Source organism: Thioalkalivibrio sp. ALM2T, assembly GCF_000381505.1.
Classification (GTDB): Bacteria; Pseudomonadota; Gammaproteobacteria; order Ectothiorhodospirales; family Ectothiorhodospiraceae; genus Thioalkalivibrio; species Thioalkalivibrio versutus.
The window spans coordinates 16995-35142 of the sequence record NZ_KB906563.1; the positions used below are offsets into that span (position 1 = coordinate 16995).

Here is an 18148-nt window from a genome sequence, read left to right on the forward strand (position 1 = left end):
TGATCACCGCCGCGTGCAACGCGCGGCGCGCACCGACTCAGCCCGGGCGACTCATGTTCTTGCCGTAGAAGATCTCCATCATCTCGTGCTTGAGCAGCTTGGAGATGCGCTTGGCCTCCTTGGCCGAGTAATCATCCTTGCCCAGCCCGAACAGGTAGCTGTCCAGGTCGAAGTCCTTCAGTACCATCTTGGTGTGGAACAGGTATTCCTGGTACACGTTCACGTCCACCATCTGGTACTTCTCCTGGGTGTCGCGCGACAGGAAGTCCTGGATGGAGTTGATCTTGTGATCGATGAAGTGCTTCTTGCCGCGCACGTCGCGGGTGAAGCCGCGCACACGGTAGTCCATGATCACGATGTCGGACTCGAAGCTGTGGATCAGATAGTTCAGGGCGCGCAGCGGCGAGATGCGCCCGCAGGTGGACACGTCGATATCCGCGCGGAAGGTCGCGATCCCACCCTCGGGGTGCGCCTCCGGGTAGGTGTGCACCGTAATGTGGCTCTTGTCCAGGTGGCCGACCACGGTCTCCGGCAACGGACCGGGACCTTCGGTGTAGCCGATCTTTTCGGTGGCTACCGGCTCTTCCGAGATCAACATGGTCACCGACGCGCCCTGCGGATCGTAGTCCTGGCGCGATATATCGAGGATGTTGGCCCCGATCAGGTGGGCCACGTCGGACAGGATCTGCGTCAGACGCTGGGCGTTGTACGCCTCGTCGATGTACGCAATGTATTCATCGCGATGCCGGTCACCCGAGGCATAGCAGATATCGTAGATATTGAAGCTCAGGCTCTTGGTCAGGTTATTGAAACCGTGGAGCTTGATCTGCTTCTTGTGACGAGGCATGGCGTGTCCTCTTGGCCCGGGCCGCAGCGAGCGGCGAATTGTAGACGCCCCGGCCTCCGAGTCCAAGGAAAGAACCCGAGTTCCCGCTCAGGGAAACACTGAATCATGTACACGCTTGCGCTCGAGTCGCTTTTGCGTGCGAACAAGGCGCGGTGACTGCCGTGCAGTCACTCTGCACAAGGGAACCGCAACGCCGTGCGCGCGCAAAAGCGGCCGAGCCCCTGCATTCAATAGCTTGTGGGGTTGGCACCCCAGGTTCCCGGATTCTGCGTTGCGCCGCTTGCGGGTAGAACCACTACCCGCTGTACGACGCGCCTTGTCTCGGAAAACCTGGGGTGCCAACGCAAGCGTGTACATGAATCATGTGTTTCCCTCAGCGCGGCGCCGGCCCCTCGATGATCTCGAAGTCGTGGGTCACCTTCGCCGAGGCCCCCAGCATCAGCGAGGCCGAGCAGTACTTCTCGGCCGAGAGCCCCACCGCACGCCCGACCTGCTTCTCTGACAGCTCGTGGCCGTACACGCGAAAGTGCACGTGGATATCGGTAAAGACCTTGGGCACGGTCTCCGCCCGCGTACCCTCCACGGTCACCTCGCAGTCCAGCACCTGCTGGCGCGCCTTCTTCAGCATCGCAATCACGTCGAAGCTGGTACAACCCCCCATCCCCAGCAACAGCATCTCCATCGGACGCGCACCCAGGTTGCGCCCGCCGGCATCCGGCGCCCCGTCCATCACCACCGCGTGGCCACTGTCGGTCTCGCCGACAAAGGCCACCTGATCCAGCCATTTCACTTTCACCTGCATCGGGCTTGTCCTTTCACACTGTTGGATGGAGAAATCCACGCCTATACTCGGGTAGAACTCTACTCAGGGCGGACCTGCTGCACAAAACAGGGCCTTGCCGGCGGATTTTGTGAACGGTGCCAGTTACCCCGGGGTGCAGGGCACGGATGCTGCATTACACTGGCGCTCATCTTCAGGAAGCTGATATCGGACGTGACCATGGAAGCCTTGAACAACCCGTTCATTTACCGCCCGGCGCAGCCGTCGCCCGCGCTGGAGCGTTTCCTCGGCTACTGCCACCGGCGCCAGTACCGCAAGCGCACCACGATCATTCACTCGGGCACCGTACCTGACACACTGTATTACGTGGTCAGTGGTTCGGTCTCGGTACTGGGCGAGAACAACGGACATGAGCTGGTACTTGCCTACCTGAACAAGGGCGAGTTTTTCGGCGAGCTGGGCATGTTCGAGGACGACCCGCGCAGCGCGACTGTCACCACCCGCGAGGACACCGAGACCGCGGAGATTCCCTACACCCAGTTCCGCGAGATCGCCCAGCGCGACCCCGAGATCCTGATGCTGCTCACCAGCCAGATCGCGGCCCGCCTGCGTCAGACCTCGCGCAAGGTGATGGACCTCGCGTTCGTGGATGTCACCGGACGCATCGCCCACACCCTGCTGGACCTGGCCCAGCAGCCCGACGCGATGACCCACCCCGACGGCATGCAGCTACGCATCACCCGGCAGGAGATCGCGCGTATCGTGGGCTGCTCGCGCGAGATGGCCGGACGCGTGCTGAAGGATCTGGAAGAACGCGGCCTGATCACCGCCCACGGCAAGACCATCGTGGTGTTCGGCACCCGCTGACGCTGCATTCCCCGCAGCCTCCATCGAGACAAAACCCGGGCCAGCCTCCTTCGGCCCGGGCCTTCGCCCCTCCCTTGGGAGAGTCTACTGTTCGCCGCGGAACAGCTGGCCCAGAGCCGCGCCCGGGTCCTCGGTGCGCATGAAGGCCTCGCCCACCAGAAAGGCATTCACCCCGGCCGCCTGCATGCGGGCGACATCCTCGCGCGTGTGGATGCCGCTTTCGGTCACCAGCAGGGCCTCCTCCGGCACCTGATCCTTCAGTTCCAGCGTCGTCTCCAGCCGCGTCTCGAAGCTGTGCAGGTCGCGGTTGTTGATGCCAATCAGGTCGGCCCCGATGCGCTTGGCCCGCTCCAGCTCTTCGGCGTCGTGTACCTCCACCAGGGCATCCATGCCCAGCTCGCGGGTCAGGAAGAAGAGCTCGTGCAGCGCCGTGTCATCCAGCGCCGCCGCGATCAGCAGCACGCAATCCGCACCGAGTACACGGGCCTCGTAGACCTGGTAGAGATCAATCACGAAATCCTTGCGCAGGATCGGGATCGTGCAGGCCACGCGCGCATCGCGCAGGTCGCCGTCGCGCCCCTTGAAGAAGTCCACGTCGGTCAGCACCGACAGACAGGTCGCACCATGCTCCTCGTAGCTGCGCGCAAACGCCTCGGGGTTGAAGTTCGGGCTGATCTGGCCCTGGCTCGGGCTGGCCTTCTTGATCTCCGCGATCACCGCAGGGCGCCCGGCGTCGATATCGCGCTGCAGGGCCGCGCGAAAACCGCGCGGTGCCGGGGCGGACCCCATCCAGCCGCGCAGCTCGCGCAGTGGCCAGTACACCTCGCGTTCCTTCAGCTCCTCGCGCTTGCGCTCCAGGATGCGCTGCAGGATGTCGGGTACTGCGTTGCCTTCACTCATTGTGCTTCCTTGTTTGCCAGTCTTGCGCTGGTCGCTTGCAGGCGCTCCAGCCGTTCGCGCGCCGCGCCGGAATCGATCGCCCGGGCCGCGGCCTTGATCCCCGCTGCGAGTGTGTCCGCCCCGCCGCCGGCGTAGATCGCCGCCCCGGCATTCAGCAGCACGATGTCGCGCGCCGCACCCGCCTGTCCGTCCAGCACGCCGCGCAGCATGCTGGCCGAGGCCTCCACGCTGTCGACCCGGACTGCATCCAGCGCCGTGGTCGTCAGCCCGAAATCCTCCGGACGGATGGTGTATTCACGGATCTCGCCATCCTGCAGCTCCGCCACCCGGGTCGGCGAGGCGATGCTGATCTCGTCCAGACCATCCTCGGCATGCACCACCAGGACGTGCTCACTACCGAGCCCCTTCAGGGCCTCGGCCAGCGGGCGCACCCAATCCTGGGAAAACACGCCGAGCACCTGATTCGGCGCCCCGGCGGGGTTGGTCAGCGGCCCCAGCACATTGAACAGCGTACGCACGCCGAGTTCCTTGCGCGGACCGATCGCGTGCTTCATCGCGCCGTGGTGGGCGGGAGCGAACAGGAAGCCAACACCAACCTCGTCGATGCAGGCCCCCACCGCCGCCGGCGACAGGCCCAGCGAGATCCCCAGCGATTCCAGCACGTCGGCACTGCCGGATTTCGACGACACCGAGCGATTGCCGTGCTTGGCGACCCGCACGCCGCCCGCCGCCGCCACCAGCGCCGCTGCGGTGGAGATATTGAAGGTGCCCGAGGCATCGCCGCCGGTTCCGCAGGTATCCACCAGCCCGGTACGTGGCACCTCCACGCGCGTGGCCAGCGAGCGCATCACGCCGGCAGCCGCGCGGATCTCCTCGATGGTCTCGCCCTTCATGCGCAGGGCCACCAGGAACGCGCCGATCTGGGCATCCGTGGCCTCGCCGGTCATCACCGCCTGCATCACGGCGGTCATGGTCGCCTCGTCCAGGTCGCGGCGCTCGATGAGGGCCGCTATCGCTTGCTGCACGGTCACGGGCTTGCTCCTGCGGAAATTCGAAGCGGCTAGTGTAACGTCCGCGCGGTGCCCGCACGACCACCGCCCGGCGCGACCAGCCAGGCGGCCAGTGCCAGGGCCCAGAGCAGCAACGCCGCGAGGACCAGACGCCCCATGACATCGTCCAGCCAGTCGACCAGGAACAGCGCCAGCAACGCACTGAAGCCCAGTTGCACGAAGGCCTGCATGGCCGCGGCCATGCCGCGCGCGCCCGGGTAGCAGTCCAGCGCCAACAGGGTCAGGGACGGCATCGCGGTGGCCAGGGCAAAGCTGTACAGCGCGAATGGCAGAGTGATCGCGACCACCGGACCGTCGGCCAGCACCGCCAGGCCCACCAGCGCCAGCGACAGGCCGGACAGCCCGAGCCCGATCGCCACGGCCCGCTGCGGGCTCACCACCCCGGCCACGCGCCCGGCGACGAAGCCGCCCACCACCAGCCCGGCGACCAGCGGCCCGAACAACCACCAGAAGTCCTGTTCCCCGCCCTGCAGGTGCTCGTAGATGATGGTCGGGGACGCGGCAATGAACAGGAACATCGCCCCGAACATCCCTGCATGGACCGCGACCGGGAACAGGAAGGCCGGGTTGCGCAGCGTGCCCAGGTAGCCACGGATGACCGGACGCGGATGGCTGGATACACGGCCGACCGGCGGCAGGGTCTCCGGCATCCAGGCGCGCACCGCCAACAGCAGGAAGACGCCGTAGAGTGTCAGGAAGGCGAACACCGAACGCCAGCCAAACGCCGCCTGCAACCAGCCGCCGATGATCGGCGCGGCGGCCGGCCCGATCGCGAACATCATGGTGACCAGCGCGAACACCCGCCGCGCGTCGGTGGGATCAAAGCGATCGCGGATCAGCGCTCGCCCGACCACCACCCCGGCCGCCGCCGCCAGCCCCTGTCCCATGCGCAACGCCAGCACCTGCCAGTACTCCATCGCGAACACCAGCAGCGCCGAGGTCAGCACGTAGGCCAGCAGGGCCCACAACACCACCGGGCGCCGGCCATAGGCATCCGACAGCGGGCCGGCAATCAGGGTGGCAACGGCGAACGCGACCAGATAGGCGGACAGCGTCGCCTGCATCGCCACGCCATCGACGGCCAGGGCCTCGGCCATCGCCGGAAACGAGGGCAGATAGGTATCCAGCGAGAACGGCGCCAGCATGGACAGCGGCGCTACCAGCAGGGCGAAGCGCAGCCGCGTGCGGCGTTCCGTGGCGGCGCCCCTCAAGCGAGGCATGCGCGCCGGAATCGAGAGTGGACACCGGCCGGGCACGACCCGCGATAGGCCGCCGCGCGAGCGGTGCGAGCCGCAATACCGCCAGCAGGCGCGGCCAGGCGAACCCCGCCTGCCATCCAGAACAAGCAGTGAGCGCCGAGCGGAGAGGTGTCTATTGACCTGCGCTTCACGCCGGCTGGGGCAGGCGACTCAGGAAGTTGCCGAGCAGTTCGTGCCCCTGGCGGGTCAGGATGGATTCCGGGTGAAACTGCACGCCCTCGACATCCAGCTCGCGATGACGCAGGCCCATGATCTCGTCGCGCGCGCCGTCTTCGCGCTGGGTCCAGGCAGTGACCTCCAGGCATTCCGGGAGGCTCGCGGCCTCGACCACCAGCGAGTGATAGCGCGTGGCCTCCAGCGGATTCTCCAGCCCGGTGAACACCCCGACCCCGGTGTGATGCACCGGCGAGGTCTTGCCGTGCATGATCTCGCGCGCCCGCACCACGCGGCCACCGAAGACCTGGCCGATCGCCTGGTGGCCGAGGCAGACCCCGAGGATCGGGATCTCGCCGGCGAAGCGTCGAATCACCTCCAGCGACACCCCCGCCTCGTTCGGCGTACAGGGGCCGGGAGAGATCACGATACCGGTGGGGTCGAGCTCCACAATCTGTTCCGGGGTGATGCGGTCATTGCGGTGCACCACCACCTCCGCCCCCAGCTCGCCCAGGTACTGGACCAGGTTGAAGGTGAACGAGTCGTAGTTGTCGAGCATCAGGATCATGGCGAGCGTCCCTGGAGGCCGAAAGAAACGGGCAGACGAATAAAACCGAGGTCATGCGCACCCTGGCAGGGATCAAGCATACCCCGGGTCCCAAGTGGTTGCGCCGCAACCGCAATCGCGCTGACGAAACCGCGCGCCTTCATCGGGGCAGCAACAGCGCCACCAGCAGGGTGCCGTCGGCGGCCTCCAACCGGTGCCCGCCAGGGCTGGGGAGGGTGTGAGCCCTTCCGCGCAAGGCCGGGAGACGGTTCATGTCCTGACTGGCGGCATCCACCCACGGGTCGGCCAGCCGCACCACCGATACATAGCGGATGGGCGGATGCTCCCGCGTGTTCAGCCACTCCAGGTGCGTCGCATCCGGCGAGCCGCCCTCCGGCCCCCACAGCCCCTCGCGCCGGTGCAGCCCCTGCATTCCGGCGAACGGGGCGTACAGCCCCAGCGGGGAATCGGCCAGCGCGTCCGTCACCGAACGCGCCAGCGCAGACCAGCCGCCCCCCGCATGCGGCGCGGAGAAGGTCACCAGGGTGGAGATGGCCGGGTGCGGCTGACGCACCAGCAGCTCGCGAGCCACGACCCCGCCGGTCGAATGCCCGACCAGCACCAGCTCGCGGCCGGGATGGCGCCGGGTCAGACCATCGACCACCTGGCCGAGCGCCCGCGCCCGTTCCGGTGGAGCCACAGCGGTCGGCAGATCCACGGTATAGAACTGGCGTGCGGCGGGGTCGGGGGCTCGCTCGAAGTGCGCAGCGCCCACGTTTGCACGGGCACGCCCGCCATCGGCATAGCCGGCGGCGTTCAGGGCCGCGGTGAACCCGGCCTGGCGAAAGCCGTCGCCGCGATCCCAGCCCCCGGGTACCAGCACCACGATCTGCGCCGCCGCCAGCCCCGGCAACAGCCAGAGCCCGAGCACCAGCAACAGGATGCGAAGGCCACCGCACCGCATGACCGGCCCTCAGTCGCGGTGGCGCCGGGGCCCCAGACCGCCCAGGGCGGTCTCGGCCGCACGCACCACCGCGCGCCCCTTGTTCAGGGTCTCCTGCCACTCGTTTTCCGGCACCGAGTCGTGGACCACACCGGCCCCGGCCTGGATGTGCAACTCGCCGTCGTGCAGCACGGCGGTGCGGATCGCGATCGCGGTGTCCATATTGCCCGACCACGAGAGGTACCCCACCGCACCGGAGTAGGGCCCGCGCTTGACCGGTTCCAGCTCGTCGATAATCTCCAGCGCGCGGATCTTCGGTGCCCCCGAAACGGTCCCGGCCGGGAAGGTCGCACGCAGGACATCCATCGGCGAGTGACCCGGGGCCAGCCGGCCCTCCACGTTGGAGACGATGTGCATCACATGCGAGTAGCGCTCGATACTCATGGTGTCAGTCACCTCCACCGAGCCGATCTCGCAGACCCGGCCGACGTCGTTGCGCCCCAGATCGATCAGCATCAGATGCTCGGCACGCTCCTTTGGATCCGCCAGCAGTTCGGCCTCCAGCGCGCGATCTTCCGCCTCGGTACGCCCGCGCGGGCGGGTGCCGGCGATCGGGCGCACCGTCACGCGGTCGTCCTCCAGGCGCACCAGGATCTCCGGCGAGGCACCGACCACGTGGTGATCGTCCAGGTCGAGGTAGTACATGTAGGGCGACGGGTTCAGCGCCCGCAGGGCACGGTATAGGTTCAGCGGCGGCGCGGAGAACGGCACGCTCATGCGCTGTGCCAGCACCACCTGCATCACGTCGCCGTCCATGATGTATTCCTGCGCCCGCTCGACGGCGGCCTGATAGCCCTCGGCCGACCAGCCGGACACATACTCCGGCACCGCGTGTGGATGCGGCGGATCCTCCGGCGGTACCAGCGGCTCGCCCAGGCGGTTCTCCAGCTCATCCAGGCGGGCGGCGGCCACAGCCTGACCACCGGCCTGGGTCGTATCCGCGTGCACCACCAGATACAGCCGCCCGGAGAGGTTGTCGTAGACCACGACCTCCTCGGAGACCATCAGCAGGATATCCGGCAACCCCAGGGCATCCGGCTTCTCCGGCCCCTCCAGGCGCGGCTCGATCAGGCGCACGGTCTCGAAGCCAAAGTAGCCGACCAGGCCACCAGTGAAGCGTGGAAGCCCCGGCAACTCCGCGGCCTTGAAGCGCGCCTGATAGGCCTCGATCCAGGCCAGCGGGTCCGTCTCGGTGGTCTGCTCCACCACCGCACCGTCAGTCTCCACGGTGATGTCGTGGCCATGCACGCGCACCAGGGTGCGCGCCGGCAGGCCGATGAAGGAATACCGCCCCCAGCGCTCCCCGCCCTGCACGGACTCGAACAGGTAGGAATACGGCCGGTTGGCCAGCTTGAGGAAGATGGACAGCGGGGTGTCGAGATCCGCCAGGACCTCGCGCACCAGCGGGATGCGGTTATAGCCCTCGCGGGCCAACTGATCGAACTGTTCGGGGGTCATCACAACGGTTCCTGACAAGGGGGATGGATGGCGTGGCGGTTCATTCGCCGTCTCGCCATCGCCCCATTGTCCGGTCTGTTGCCGACATCACGGATCACGCCGCCCGGGCGGGCAGCAGGTCCGGCAGCTCGTCCAGCCGATCGAGCACCGCGTCCGGGTGCTCGTCGCGGATATCCTTGCCGTGGTTATAGCCGTAGGTCATGCAGACGATCTGGAAGCCAGCGGCGCGGGCGGCCTTCACGTCGCTCTTGGAGTCCCCGACCATCAAAGCCTCGGACGGGTCCACGCCGAGCTTGTCGGCCGCGTGCAGCAGCGGGGCCGGATCCGGCTTCTTCTGCGGCAGGGCGTCGCCGGCGACCACGATCTCGAAGTCGTCGAGGATGCCCTTTTCGCGCAGCAGCGGCACGGTGAAGCGCTCGGCCTTGTTGGTCACGCAGCCCAGGCGATACCCCGCGGCCTTGAGCTGGTCGAGCCCCTCGCGCACGCCCGGGTAAAGCGGCGAACGCCCGGCGGTGTTCTCCTGGTAGATACGCATGAACACCGGCAGCGCACGTGCGAACTGCTCCGCGTCCGGCTCGCCGTCGAGGTCGTTGACCAGCGCACGCTGGACCAGCCGTTCCACGCCGTTGCCGACCCAGTTGCGAACGGCCGGCTCGCCGCGTTCGGGCAGGCCCAGCTCGCGCATCATCGCATCCACACTAAAGGCCAGGTCCGGCACGCTGTCAATCAGCGTACCGTCCAGGTCGATCAGGATCATGCGGGGGCGTTTCAGGGACATCCCGGTCTCCGGTAACCGTCGATTCAGGCCTTGGCCAGCTCGTCGCGCATCTGCTGGATGATGCTGTCATAGCGGTTCGGGTCGGTGTCGCTGCCAGCGCCGAAGATCGCAGACCCGGCGACGAAGGTATCGGCCCCGGCAGCCTTGATCTCGCGGATGTTGTCGGCCTTTACGCCACCGTCGATCTCGAGGCGGATGTCACGCCCGGAGTCGTCGATCATCTTGCGCGCGGCGCGCAGCTTGTCCAGCGTATTCGGGATGAACTTCTGGCCACCAAAGCCCGGGTTCACCGACATCAGCAGGATCATGTCGACCTTGTCCATCACGTACTCGAGATAGGACAGCGGGGTTGCCGGATTGAACACCAGCCCGGCCTTGCAGCCCTCGGCGTGGATCAGCTGCAGGGTGCGGTCGATGTGATCGGAGGCCTCCGGGTGGAAGGTGATGTAGCTGGCACCGGCCTGGGCGAAGTCCGGGATGATGCGATCCACCGGCTTGACCATCAGGTGCACGTCGATCGGCGCGGTCACGCCGTGCTTGCGCAGGGCATCGCAGACCAGCGGACCGATCGTCAGATTGGGCACGTAGTGGTTGTCCATCACGTCGAAGTGCACGGTGTCGGCACCGGCCGCCAGGACGTTGTCGACTTCCTCGCCCAGGCGGGCGAAGTCGGCGGAAAGGATGGACGGGGCGATGAAATCGGGTTGTGCCATGGAAAGCCTCGCAGGGATCGCTGGTGAAGCAGGGCCGACCGTCGACCGTGCTCTCGGAATCGCCGAACTTTACCGGATGCCGGGATGCCAGGCAAAAGCCAGTGGTCGCAGCGGGCGGCACTCCAACGCAAACGGGCCGGGGAAACCCCCGGCCCGTTTGTTGCCTTCGCTTGCCTCTACCAAGGCGCCCGGATCAGTTGAACTCGGTCGCGATGTAATTGGACAGGTTGGCGATGTCGGCGTCGCTCAGCCCCTGGGCCTGCGGACGCATCAGCGCGGTATGATCACCGACTTCCTCGCCGGCGCGATAGCGCTCCAGCAGACTGGCCACGGTGTCCGCGTCCTTGCCGGCCAAGGCCGGGAAGATCGCCTGCCCCTTGCCCTGGGCACCGTGACAGCTGGCACAGGTGTTCTGGTACTTGGACTGCCCCGCCTGGATATCGGCGGCCTGGGCCGCACTGGACAGCATCAGGACACTGCCGGCAATACCGGCCAGCACGAACAGCTTGGTTTTCATTATTGTAGTCTCCTCGTTCAAGTTCCCGGGCGGGGTCATCGCCCCGTCTTGATGCAAACGTTAGCAGGGCTTTCCTGAATGGTGCATTAACATAGAACCAAACAGGGAAATAGCCACAGGCCGCTCCATGGAGCCATTCGATCGGTCGGAGAATGCGGGCCGGAGCCTTCCTAGGGAAACACTGATCAATGAACGCGTTCGCGCTCGAGTCGCTTTTGCGTGCGAACAAGGCGCGGTGACTGCCGTGCAGTCATTCTGCACAAGGGAGCCGCAACGCTGTGCGCGCGCCCGTTTTCGTCCGCAACGGGCGGCCGAGCCCCTCCTTTCAATAACTTGCGGGGTTGGCACCCCAGGTTCCCCGATCCTGCGTTGCGCCGCTTACAGGTAGAACCACTACCTGTTGCACGACGCGCCTTGTCTCGGAAAACCTGGGGTACCAACGCGAACGCGTTCATTGATCAGTGTTTCCCTAGCGTCCGTGGATGTAGCGCTCGTCCGACCAGGTCGCCAGCCACTCGGGACGCACCATGACCAGGCCGGTAATCACGATCCCGTTGATCACCGCCTCGGGCAGCACCAGCAGGGCCAGGTAGCGCAGGTAGTCGCGATGGATATCCGCCCAGGCGAGCTCGGTGAACAACCCGTAGATCGCCGCCGAGGCCAGCACGGTGGCGACCACCGACAACGCCCCGCCGAGGAAACCGACCGCATAGAGGTAGATGAACATGTGTGCGGGCAGACGCGCCTCGGACAGCCGCAGCAGGCCCCAGGTGACCGCGACCGGCAGGATGCCCGCCAGCAACACCGTCAACGGGAAGGCGGCCAGTGGGAGCACGCCGAACAGGCCGAGGATCGCCACTACCAGGAAGACCATCAGGATCGCCAGCTGCCAACCGAACATCAGGGTCACCGTGGCCATGCCCAGAAAATGCAGGGCCAGCCCATCCAGGGTCTGCGCCCGCATGCTCCAGATCAGCAGCAGGCACAGCGTGGCGATCACGAACAGCTGGGCGCGGCCGGGCACGAAGAAGGTCTCCCAGGGCATACGCCGCAGCATCACCAGCATGCCGCCACCCAGCAGCACGGCGGACAGCACCTGGAGCGCAACCGGCAGTTCGCCCGCCCCCTCGACCATGCTCAGTCGGGCTCGCGCACCGCGGCCGCGACAGTGTACTCGCGGCCCTGCTTGACCTTGTCGTAGTTGCCGAACACTTCCTTGAACCCCTTCTCGATGAACCGCCGCAACCCGGTAATGGTTACGACATAGATGCGTCCACCCGGGTTCATCTGCTCGTGGGCGTCCAGCAGGTAGGTGTAGAGCATCTCGCGCCCCACCTTGGCCGGCAGGTTGGAGGTGACCAGATCGAAACGCCGGTCACGGATCTGCGCGAAGCCGTTACTGGTCACGCAGTCCACATTGGTGATGCCGTTCAGCTCGGCGTTACGCCGGCTGTACTCCACCGCCAGGAAGTTGGTGTCCACCAGCGTGCAGTGGCCCTGGGGCGCCTTGCGCGCCAGCGTCAGGCCGATCGGGCCATAGCCGCAGCCCAGATCCAGGCAGGCATCGGTGGGCTCGACCTCGATGCGCTCCAGCAACATCCGCGTGCCATCGTCGATGCGGCGCGGCGAGAACAGGCCCCAGGTCGTGCGGAACCGCAGGTGTTCTCCGGCCAGCGTGTCCTCGAACTCCAGATCGCGCTTCAGCTCCGCCTGACGGGTACGCCGCGCCTGGATCGTGGGAAAGCCCTCCTTCATGCCCCCCCTCCGTCCGCAGTCCGCTCCACAGCCTCGGCCAGGCCCTGCCACAGGGCCTCGGCGGTGGAGGCCGCGGCGCCGGCGTCGTCCTCGCCCGGCAGACCGAGCACGTTGACGTGCCCCATCTTGCGGCCGGACCGGGCCTCGGTCTTGCCATACAGATGCAGCCGCGCGCGGCCGGCAGCCAGCACGCCCTGCCAGTCGGGCTCCGCTGCGGCGGGCCACAGGTCACCCAGCAGGTTAACCATCGCCACCGGCGTGGTCAGCAAGGCCGGGGCCAGCCCCAGCCCGCAGACCGCGCGCACCTGCTGCTCGAACTGACTGACGGTGCAGGCATCCTGAGTGTAGTGCCCGGAGTTGTGCGGGCGCGGGGCGATCTCGTTGACCAGCAACTCGCCCTCCACCGTGAGGAAAAACTCCACCGCCAGCACCCCCTGGTAGTCGAGCTGCTCGGCAATGTGCCGGGCGATCGCCGTGGCGCGTTCGCGCGGCTCGTCACCGACTCGGGCCGGCACCCGCGTGAGGTGCAGGATGCCCTCGTGATGGGTGTTTTCCGCCACCGGAAAGGCCTCGGTCGTCCCTTCCGCGGTTCGCGCCACCAGCACCGAGAGCTCGCGCTCCAGCTCGACCTGGGCCTCCAGCACGCAGTCCACCAGCCCCAGCTCGGCATGCGCCGCAGGCAACTCGCCGGCCTGCGCCAGCCGGACCTGGCCCTTGCCGTCATAGCCCAGGCGCGCGGTCTTCAGGATCGCGGGGAACGTCGGCCCTCCCACGTCCGTTCGCACTTCGGGCGTCTGGCCGGCCAGGACCGCCTGCCAGGGGGCTACCGCCACACCGATCTCGCCGAGGAAGGCCTTCTCCTCCAGGCGATCCTGGGCAATGCTCAGGGCGCGCGGCCCCGGGCGCAGACAGGCGCGGGCATCCAGCCACTCCACGGCCGGGCGCGGGATGTTCTCGAACTCGGTGGTAATGACCACGCAGGCCCCGGCCAGGGCCTGCAGCGCATCGGGGTCGTCGAAGGCCTGACACAGGTGGCGCGCCGCCACTCGCCCGGCCGGGCTCGCCGGGTCCGGGTCCAGGACCCATACGGCATAGCCCATGCCTTGTGCGGCCTCCACGAAATAGCGGCCGAGCTGCCCGCCACCGAGCAGCCCGAGGGTCGCAGGGGGCTGGATCATGACGGGTCCGGTGGCAGGGTCTGCCCCAGCACGGCCTGACTCTGGGACTGGCGAAAGGCATCCAGACGCTCACGCAGATCGGGATCGTGGTTCGCCAGCATCGCGGCGGCGAACAAGGCGGCGTTGGCCGCGCCCGCCTCGCCGATCGCGAAGGTCGCCACAGGGATGCCGCGCGGCATCTGCACGATGGACAGCAGCGAGTCCTGCCCCTTCAGGTGGCGCGAGGCAACCGGCACCCCGAGCACCGGTACCGGCGTCTTGGATGCCAGCATCCCCGGCAGGTGCGCCGCCCCCCCGGCCCCGGCGATGATCGCCTGCAGACCACGCTCGCGCGCCTGCTCGGCGTACTCGAACAGGAGATCCGGTGTTCGGTGAGCCGACACCACCCGGGCCTCGAACGGGACCCCGAGTTCGTCCAGCACATCCACCGCCCGCTCCATGGTCGCCCAGTCGGAGGTGCTCCCCATCACGACGCCCACGCGAGGCGCCGCCGAATTGCCTGCCATCTCAGTCATGGCCCGAACGATAGCGACCCCGGCCCCACCCGACAAGCCGTATTCACCACGAAGCACACGAAGACACGGAGGAAATGCCGGTCGGAATTTAAAGAGACACGATGCGATTCGCTTTGCTCATCACATCCTACCGCCCGCTAAACCATCGACCGCCTCCTCCGCGCGCTCTTTTCCCTCCTTGGCGCAACCGCCGTTGACCTTCGTCGTGTCATGGATGGCCTCGTGGTGCAAAACGGCCTCGCCCGGTAGAATCGCGGCATGACTGACACCCTGCTTGAAAGCCAACTCCCCGACCTGGAACTCGTGCATCGCGGCAAGGTGCGCGATCTCTATGCGGTGGACGCCGACCACTGGCTGATGGTCACCACCGACCGCCTGTCCGCCTTTGACGTGATCCTGCCCACGGCCGTGCCCGAGAAAGGCCGAGTGCTGACCGAGATCACGCAGTTCTGGATGCACAAGGTGGAGCGCGAGCTGGGCATCCCCAACCAGCTGACCGATATCCCGCTGGAACAGGTGATCCCGGACCCGGCCATTCGCGCCCCGCTGGAAGAACGCAGCCTGGTGATTCGCCGGCTCGAAGCCCTGCCGGTGGAGGCGGTGGTACGCGGGTATCTGATCGGCTCTGGCTGGAAGGACTACCAGGCAAGCGGCGCGGTCTGCGGCATCCCGCTCCCGGCCGGCCTGGAGCTCGCCTCGCAGCTCCCCGAGGCGATCTTCACCCCCAGCACCAAGGCCGACGTCGGCGACCACGACGCCAATATCGACTTTGATGCCGTGGTGGCGACCATCGGCGAAGAACGCGCACGACAGGTGCGCGACGCGGCACTCTCGATCTACGCCATGGCGCGCGACTACGCGGCCGAGCGCGGCATCATCATCGCCGACACCAAGTTCGAGTTCGGCGTCGATGCCGCCGGCACCCTGCATCTGATCGACGAGGTCCTGACCCCGGACTCCTCGCGCTTCTGGCCGGCTGACCGCTACGCACCGGGCACCAGCCCCGAGTCCTTCGACAAGCAATACGTACGCGACTATCTGGAGACCCTGGACTGGGACAAGCGGGCGCCCGGCCCCGAGCTGCCCGCGGAAGTGGTAGAACAGACTGCGGCGCGCTATCGCGAGGCCCTGGAGCGCCTGACCCGCGACGCATGAGCCCGGCACAGACAGAAGCGCCCCCGCAGGGCCTGTTCGTCACCGGCACCGACACCGGCGTCGGCAAAACCTTCGTCAGCTGTGCCCTGCTGCAGCTTTGGCAGGAACTCGGCCTGCACCCACAGCCGCGCAAACCGGTGGAGTCCGGCTGCGCGATGGGCGCCCACGGGCTGACACCGGAGGACGGCCTCAACCTGGCCCGCGCAGCGGGACTGCCGGACGCCACGATCGAGCGCGTGACGCCCTGGCGCTTCCCCGATGCCATCGCCCCGGACCAGGCCGCCGCGAACCAGGGCGTGCGCCTGACGATCGCGGAGCTGGCCGCGGCCTGCGCGGGCGACGGCACGGGCCCGCGGCTGGTGGAGGGTGCGGGGGGCTTCTACTCACCGCTGTGCGCGGATGGCCTGAACGCGGACCTCGCCGAGGCCCTCGGGCTGCCGGTCCTGCTGGTGGCGGAGGACCGCCTGGGCACACTGAACACCTGCCTTCTGACCCTGGAGGCCCTGGAACGACGCGGCCTGCAACTGGCCGGGATCGTGCTGAACCGGCGCCGGGTGGATGCCGACCCGCGCCTCGACAATGCCGCCGCACTGCGTTCACGCACGAGCGCCCCGATCATCGAGTCAGCCGAAGGCATCACCCGCGCGGCGCTGGTTCAGAAGCTCTCCACCTCGAAGTTGTCCGGGCGAACGCCGCCGGAGGACTCGCGCTCCTGACCGCGGGACTCGGAGGCCGCAGGGGCTTCCTCTTCGTCAACACGGAACCCGGCCAGGGTCTCGCGCAGGGCACGGGTCCCCTCGCGGTCGACGCGGCGGCTCTCGATGATATGCACCGGGCGCTGGGACTCGCCGTAGTACGCCTCGTTGAAGTCGTCGCGCACGGTCATGCGCGAGCCGGATAAACTCATGCCCAAGTAGGCACCCCGCGCCCGCGAGTAGGACAGGAAGTCGGCGGTCGGGGTAGCGCTACGGCCCGCACCCACCGGACCGGCGGCTACCGAGGCATCGCCCCCCAGGCGGATGGCGGACCCGAACATCGAGTCCACCGCATCCTGGGTGCGTGCGACCATCACCACCTCGGCGGCATCACCACCGAACTGCATGCCGAAGCTGACCGAACCAAGGGAGTAGAACGCCACTGGCGAGTAATCGCCGCGCTCGTCGTCCCAGGCCAGGAACACGCCGATGCCGCCGGAGCCTCCTATCAGGAAGGCCCCGCGAGCCACGCGCGGGAAGATCACTACGCCGCGGGCGTCGCGCAGGTCCTCTTTAAGGGACTCGTACTCGGGGTGGGTCGCCATGTTCTCCACCGTCGCCTGGGCGCGATCGATGATGTCCTGCGGATCGATCTCGCGGCTGAACGGGTTCGCGTGAGCGCTCCCCACCATGGCGGCAAACACCAGCGTCGTAAGGCAAAAAAGGACCAGTCGTTGCATCGTGGAAACCTCCAAAAAGGCCAAGGGAGACGCGGCCGCGCGAATGCGTCGGCGTCTCCCTAACGAATACATTCATCATGGCACAAAAAAAGGGGGCCGAAGCCCCCTTTTTCGTGCTGCAATCCGCAGGATCAGTTGACCTTGGGATCCAGCTCGCCGGACAGGTAGCGCTTGACCATGTCGTCCAGGGAGATCGGCTTGATCTTGGACGCCATGCCGGCGCAACCGAAGGCCTCGTAACGGGCCTGGCAGAGGTCCTTCATCGCGGCGGTCGAGGCCTTCAGGAACTTGCGCGGGTCGAATTCCTTCGGGTTCTCGGCCAGGAACTTGCGCACCGCACCGGTGGAGGCCATGCGCAGGTCGGTGTCGATGTTGACCTTGCGCACGCCGTGCTTGATGCCTTCCTGGATCTCTTCGACCGGCACGCCGTAGGTCTCGCCCATGTCGCCGCCGTACTTGTTGATGATCTGCAGCCACTCCTGCGGAACGGAGGAGGAGCCGTGCATGACCAGATGGGTATCCGGGATGCGGGCGTGGATCTCCTTCACACGCTGGATGGCCAGGATGTCACCGGTCGGCGGACGGGTGAACTTGTAGGCGCCGTGGGAGGTACCGATAGCGATCGCCAGGGCGTCGCACTTGGTGTTCTTCACGAAGTCGGCGGCCTCGTCCGGGTCGGTCAGCAGCTGGTCGTGGGACAGCTTGCCCTCGGCACCGGAACCGTCTTCCTCGCCGGCCATGCCGGTTTCCAGGGAGCCCAGGCAACCCAGCTCGCCTTCCACGGACACGCCACAGGCGTGAGCGATTTCGGAGACCTTGGCGGTCACGTCACGGTTGTAGTCGTAAGAGGCCGGGGTCTTCATGTCAGGCATCAGGGAGCCGTCCATCATCACCGAGCTGAAGCCGGACTGGATGGAGCGCAGGCAGACTGCCGGCTCGGAGCCGTGATCCTGGTGCAGCACAACCGGGATGTCCGGGTACTGCTCGATGGCTGCGATGATGTTGTGGCGCAGGAAGGGCTCGCCGGCGTACTTGCGGGCACCGGCGGAGGCCTGAATGATCACCGGGGAGTCGACCGCAGCGGCCGCTTCCATGATCGAATGGACCTGTTCCATGTTGTTGGCGTTGTACGCCGGCATGCCATAGCCATGCTCGGCGGCATGGTCCAGAAGCTGGCGAAGTGAGATTAGTGCCATGGATTCCTCCTTACGGGATTC

The 18148-nt window shown here is 67.0% G+C and carries 20 protein-coding genes; 3 read left to right on the plus strand and 17 right to left on the minus strand.

Going from position 1 to position 18148, the window contains the following annotated elements; genetic code table 11:
- Positions 1 to 37: 37 nt before the first annotated feature.
- The gene (speD, locus tag F816_RS0109040; protein ID WP_018145175.1) at positions 38 to 847 is read right to left on the minus strand and encodes an adenosylmethionine decarboxylase; all 810 of its coding nucleotides are present in this window, start codon (positions 845 to 847) and stop codon (positions 38 to 40) included.
- 373 nt (positions 848 to 1220) lie between these two features.
- Positions 1221 to 1649: an OsmC family protein gene (locus tag F816_RS0109045; RefSeq protein WP_018145174.1), complete on the minus strand. Its 429-nt coding sequence runs from the start codon at positions 1647 to 1649 to the stop codon at positions 1221 to 1223.
- 198 nt (positions 1650 to 1847) lie between these two features.
- On the opposite strand from F816_RS0109045, the gene crp reads away from it, so the two are divergent.
- Positions 1848 to 2495 carry a cAMP-activated global transcriptional regulator CRP gene (gene crp, locus F816_RS0109050; RefSeq protein WP_018145159.1) on the plus strand — a complete coding sequence of 216 codons (648 nt, stop codon included), beginning with the start codon at positions 1848 to 1850 and terminating at the stop codon, positions 2493 to 2495.
- An 84-nt stretch (positions 2496 to 2579) separates the two neighbouring features.
- Here crp and trpC read toward each other — a convergent pair whose 3' ends face one another.
- The 13 genes from trpC to purE all read right to left on the minus strand — a co-directional run bounded on the left by trpC (position 2580) and on the right by purE (position 14332).
- A complete protein-coding gene (trpC, locus tag F816_RS0109055; RefSeq protein ID WP_018937369.1) occupies positions 2580 to 3395 on the minus strand; it encodes an indole-3-glycerol phosphate synthase TrpC in 816 nt (271 codons plus the stop codon).
- The gene (trpD, locus tag F816_RS0109060; RefSeq protein ID WP_019594468.1) at positions 3392 to 4426 is read right to left on the minus strand and encodes an anthranilate phosphoribosyltransferase; all 1035 of its coding nucleotides are present in this window, start codon (positions 4424 to 4426) and stop codon (positions 3392 to 3394) included. The genes trpC and trpD overlap by 4 nt, the downstream gene beginning before the upstream one ends.
- Before the next feature lie 29 nt (positions 4427 to 4455).
- Positions 4456 to 5685, minus strand: coding sequence for a multidrug effflux MFS transporter (locus F816_RS0109065; protein WP_019594469.1), 1230 nt, complete (start codon positions 5683 to 5685; stop codon positions 4456 to 4458).
- Positions 5686 to 5851: 166 nt separating this feature from the next.
- Positions 5852 to 6445, minus strand: a complete 594-nt coding sequence (locus F816_RS0109070) for an aminodeoxychorismate/anthranilate synthase component II (RefSeq protein WP_019594470.1) — start codon at positions 6443 to 6445, stop codon at positions 5852 to 5854.
- Between the two features lie 139 nt (positions 6446 to 6584).
- Positions 6585 to 7388 (minus strand): triacylglycerol lipase, encoded by an 804-nt coding sequence (locus F816_RS0109075; protein ID WP_018145154.1) that lies wholly within the window; start codon positions 7386 to 7388, stop codon positions 6585 to 6587.
- Positions 7389 to 7397: 9 nt separating this feature from the next.
- On the minus strand, positions 7398 to 8885 hold the full coding sequence (gene trpE / locus F816_RS0109080) for an anthranilate synthase component I (RefSeq protein ID WP_019594471.1): 1488 nt from the start codon (positions 8883 to 8885) through the stop codon (positions 7398 to 7400).
- Positions 8886 to 8979: 94 nt separating this feature from the next.
- Complete coding sequence (locus F816_RS0109085; RefSeq protein WP_018145152.1) at positions 8980 to 9663, minus strand: phosphoglycolate phosphatase; 684 nt, start codon at positions 9661 to 9663, stop codon at positions 8980 to 8982.
- 23 nt (positions 9664 to 9686) lie between these two features.
- Entirely contained in the window at positions 9687 to 10376 is a 690-nt protein-coding gene (gene rpe / locus F816_RS0109090) for a ribulose-phosphate 3-epimerase (RefSeq protein WP_018145151.1), read from the minus strand.
- Between the two features lie 193 nt (positions 10377 to 10569).
- On the minus strand, positions 10570 to 10893 hold the full coding sequence (locus F816_RS0109095; protein ID WP_019594472.1) for a c-type cytochrome: 324 nt from the start codon (positions 10891 to 10893) through the stop codon (positions 10570 to 10572).
- Between the two features lie 469 nt (positions 10894 to 11362).
- On the minus strand, positions 11363 to 12028 hold the full coding sequence (locus tag F816_RS0109100; protein WP_019594473.1) for an energy-coupling factor ABC transporter permease: 666 nt from the start codon (positions 12026 to 12028) through the stop codon (positions 11363 to 11365).
- A gap of 2 nt (positions 12029 to 12030) precedes the next feature.
- Positions 12031 to 12648 (minus strand): class I SAM-dependent methyltransferase, encoded by a 618-nt coding sequence (locus F816_RS0109105; RefSeq protein WP_018168954.1) that lies wholly within the window; start codon positions 12646 to 12648, stop codon positions 12031 to 12033.
- Positions 12645 to 13826: a 5-(carboxyamino)imidazole ribonucleotide synthase gene (locus tag F816_RS0109110; RefSeq protein WP_019594474.1), complete on the minus strand. Its 1182-nt coding sequence runs from the start codon at positions 13824 to 13826 to the stop codon at positions 12645 to 12647. Before F816_RS0109110 ends, F816_RS0109105 begins: the two co-directional genes overlap by 4 nt.
- Entirely contained in the window at positions 13823 to 14332 is a 510-nt protein-coding gene (purE, locus tag F816_RS0109115) for a 5-(carboxyamino)imidazole ribonucleotide mutase (RefSeq protein ID WP_018145146.1), read from the minus strand. Before purE ends, F816_RS0109110 begins: the two co-directional genes overlap by 4 nt.
- A gap of 267 nt (positions 14333 to 14599) precedes the next feature.
- Between purE and F816_RS0109120 the strand changes: the two genes are divergently transcribed.
- Both F816_RS0109120 and bioD read left to right on the plus strand, forming a co-directional pair.
- Complete coding sequence (locus F816_RS0109120) at positions 14600 to 15496, plus strand: phosphoribosylaminoimidazolesuccinocarboxamide synthase (protein ID WP_026333214.1); 897 nt, start codon at positions 14600 to 14602, stop codon at positions 15494 to 15496.
- Positions 15493 to 16212: a dethiobiotin synthase gene (gene bioD, locus F816_RS0109125; RefSeq protein ID WP_019594477.1), complete on the plus strand. Its 720-nt coding sequence runs from the start codon at positions 15493 to 15495 to the stop codon at positions 16210 to 16212. Before F816_RS0109120 ends, bioD begins: the two co-directional genes overlap by 4 nt.
- Here bioD and F816_RS0109130 read toward each other — a convergent pair.
- Together F816_RS0109130 and fba are read right to left on the minus strand one after the other, a co-directional pair.
- Entirely contained in the window at positions 16152 to 16931 is a 780-nt protein-coding gene (locus F816_RS0109130; RefSeq protein ID WP_019594478.1) for a lipid-binding SYLF domain-containing protein, read from the minus strand. The two genes, bioD and F816_RS0109130, sit on opposite strands and share 61 nt — an antisense overlap.
- A gap of 131 nt (positions 16932 to 17062) precedes the next feature.
- Complete coding sequence (fba, locus tag F816_RS0109135) at positions 17063 to 18127, minus strand: class II fructose-bisphosphate aldolase (protein WP_019594479.1); 1065 nt, start codon at positions 18125 to 18127, stop codon at positions 17063 to 17065.
- Between the last annotated feature and the right edge of the window lie 21 nt (positions 18128 to 18148).

What these genes read in the sequence shown, in the direction of transcription:
- F816_RS0109095 (WP_019594472.1), bottom strand. Translation starts at nt 10,893, where the DNA reads ATGAAAACCAAGCTGTTCGTGCTGGCCGGTATTGCCGGCAGTGTCCTG.
- crp (WP_018145159.1), top strand. Translation starts at nt 1,848, where the DNA reads ATGGAAGCCTTGAACAACCCGTTCATTTACCGCCCGGCGCAGCCGTCG.
- F816_RS0109065 (WP_019594469.1), bottom strand. Translation starts at nt 5,685, where the DNA reads ATGCCTCGCTTGAGGGGCGCCGCCACGGAACGCCGCACGCGGCTGCGC.
- F816_RS0109105 (WP_018168954.1), bottom strand. Translation starts at nt 12,648, where the DNA reads ATGAAGGAGGGCTTTCCCACGATCCAGGCGCGGCGTACCCGTCAGGCG.
- trpC (WP_018937369.1), bottom strand. Translation starts at nt 3,395, where the DNA reads ATGAGTGAAGGCAACGCAGTACCCGACATCCTGCAGCGCATCCTGGAG.
- F816_RS0109100 (WP_019594473.1), bottom strand. Translation starts at nt 12,028, where the DNA reads ATGGTCGAGGGGGCGGGCGAACTGCCGGTTGCGCTCCAGGTGCTGTCC.
- F816_RS0109120 (WP_026333214.1), top strand. Translation starts at nt 14,600, where the DNA reads ATGACTGACACCCTGCTTGAAAGCCAACTCCCCGACCTGGAACTCGTG.
- F816_RS0109075 (WP_018145154.1), bottom strand. Translation starts at nt 7,388, where the DNA reads ATGCGGTGCGGTGGCCTTCGCATCCTGTTGCTGGTGCTCGGGCTCTGG.
- bioD (WP_019594477.1), top strand. Translation starts at nt 15,493, where the DNA reads ATGAGCCCGGCACAGACAGAAGCGCCCCCGCAGGGCCTGTTCGTCACC.
- F816_RS0109070 (WP_019594470.1), bottom strand. Translation starts at nt 6,445, where the DNA reads ATGATCCTGATGCTCGACAACTACGACTCGTTCACCTTCAACCTGGTC.
- speD (WP_018145175.1), bottom strand. Translation starts at nt 847, where the DNA reads ATGCCTCGTCACAAGAAGCAGATCAAGCTCCACGGTTTCAATAACCTG.
- F816_RS0109045 (WP_018145174.1), bottom strand. Translation starts at nt 1,649, where the DNA reads ATGCAGGTGAAAGTGAAATGGCTGGATCAGGTGGCCTTTGTCGGCGAG.
- trpE (WP_019594471.1), bottom strand. Translation starts at nt 8,885, where the DNA reads ATGACCCCCGAACAGTTCGATCAGTTGGCCCGCGAGGGCTATAACCGC.
- F816_RS0109085 (WP_018145152.1), bottom strand. Translation starts at nt 9,663, where the DNA reads ATGTCCCTGAAACGCCCCCGCATGATCCTGATCGACCTGGACGGTACG.
- fba (WP_019594479.1), bottom strand. Translation starts at nt 18,127, where the DNA reads ATGGCACTAATCTCACTTCGCCAGCTTCTGGACCATGCCGCCGAGCAT.
- F816_RS0109110 (WP_019594474.1), bottom strand. Translation starts at nt 13,826, where the DNA reads ATGATCCAGCCCCCTGCGACCCTCGGGCTGCTCGGTGGCGGGCAGCTC.
- rpe (WP_018145151.1), bottom strand. Translation starts at nt 10,376, where the DNA reads ATGGCACAACCCGATTTCATCGCCCCGTCCATCCTTTCCGCCGACTTC.
- F816_RS0109130 (WP_019594478.1), bottom strand. Translation starts at nt 16,931, where the DNA reads ATGCAACGACTGGTCCTTTTTTGCCTTACGACGCTGGTGTTTGCCGCC.
- purE (WP_018145146.1), bottom strand. Translation starts at nt 14,332, where the DNA reads ATGGCAGGCAATTCGGCGGCGCCTCGCGTGGGCGTCGTGATGGGGAGC.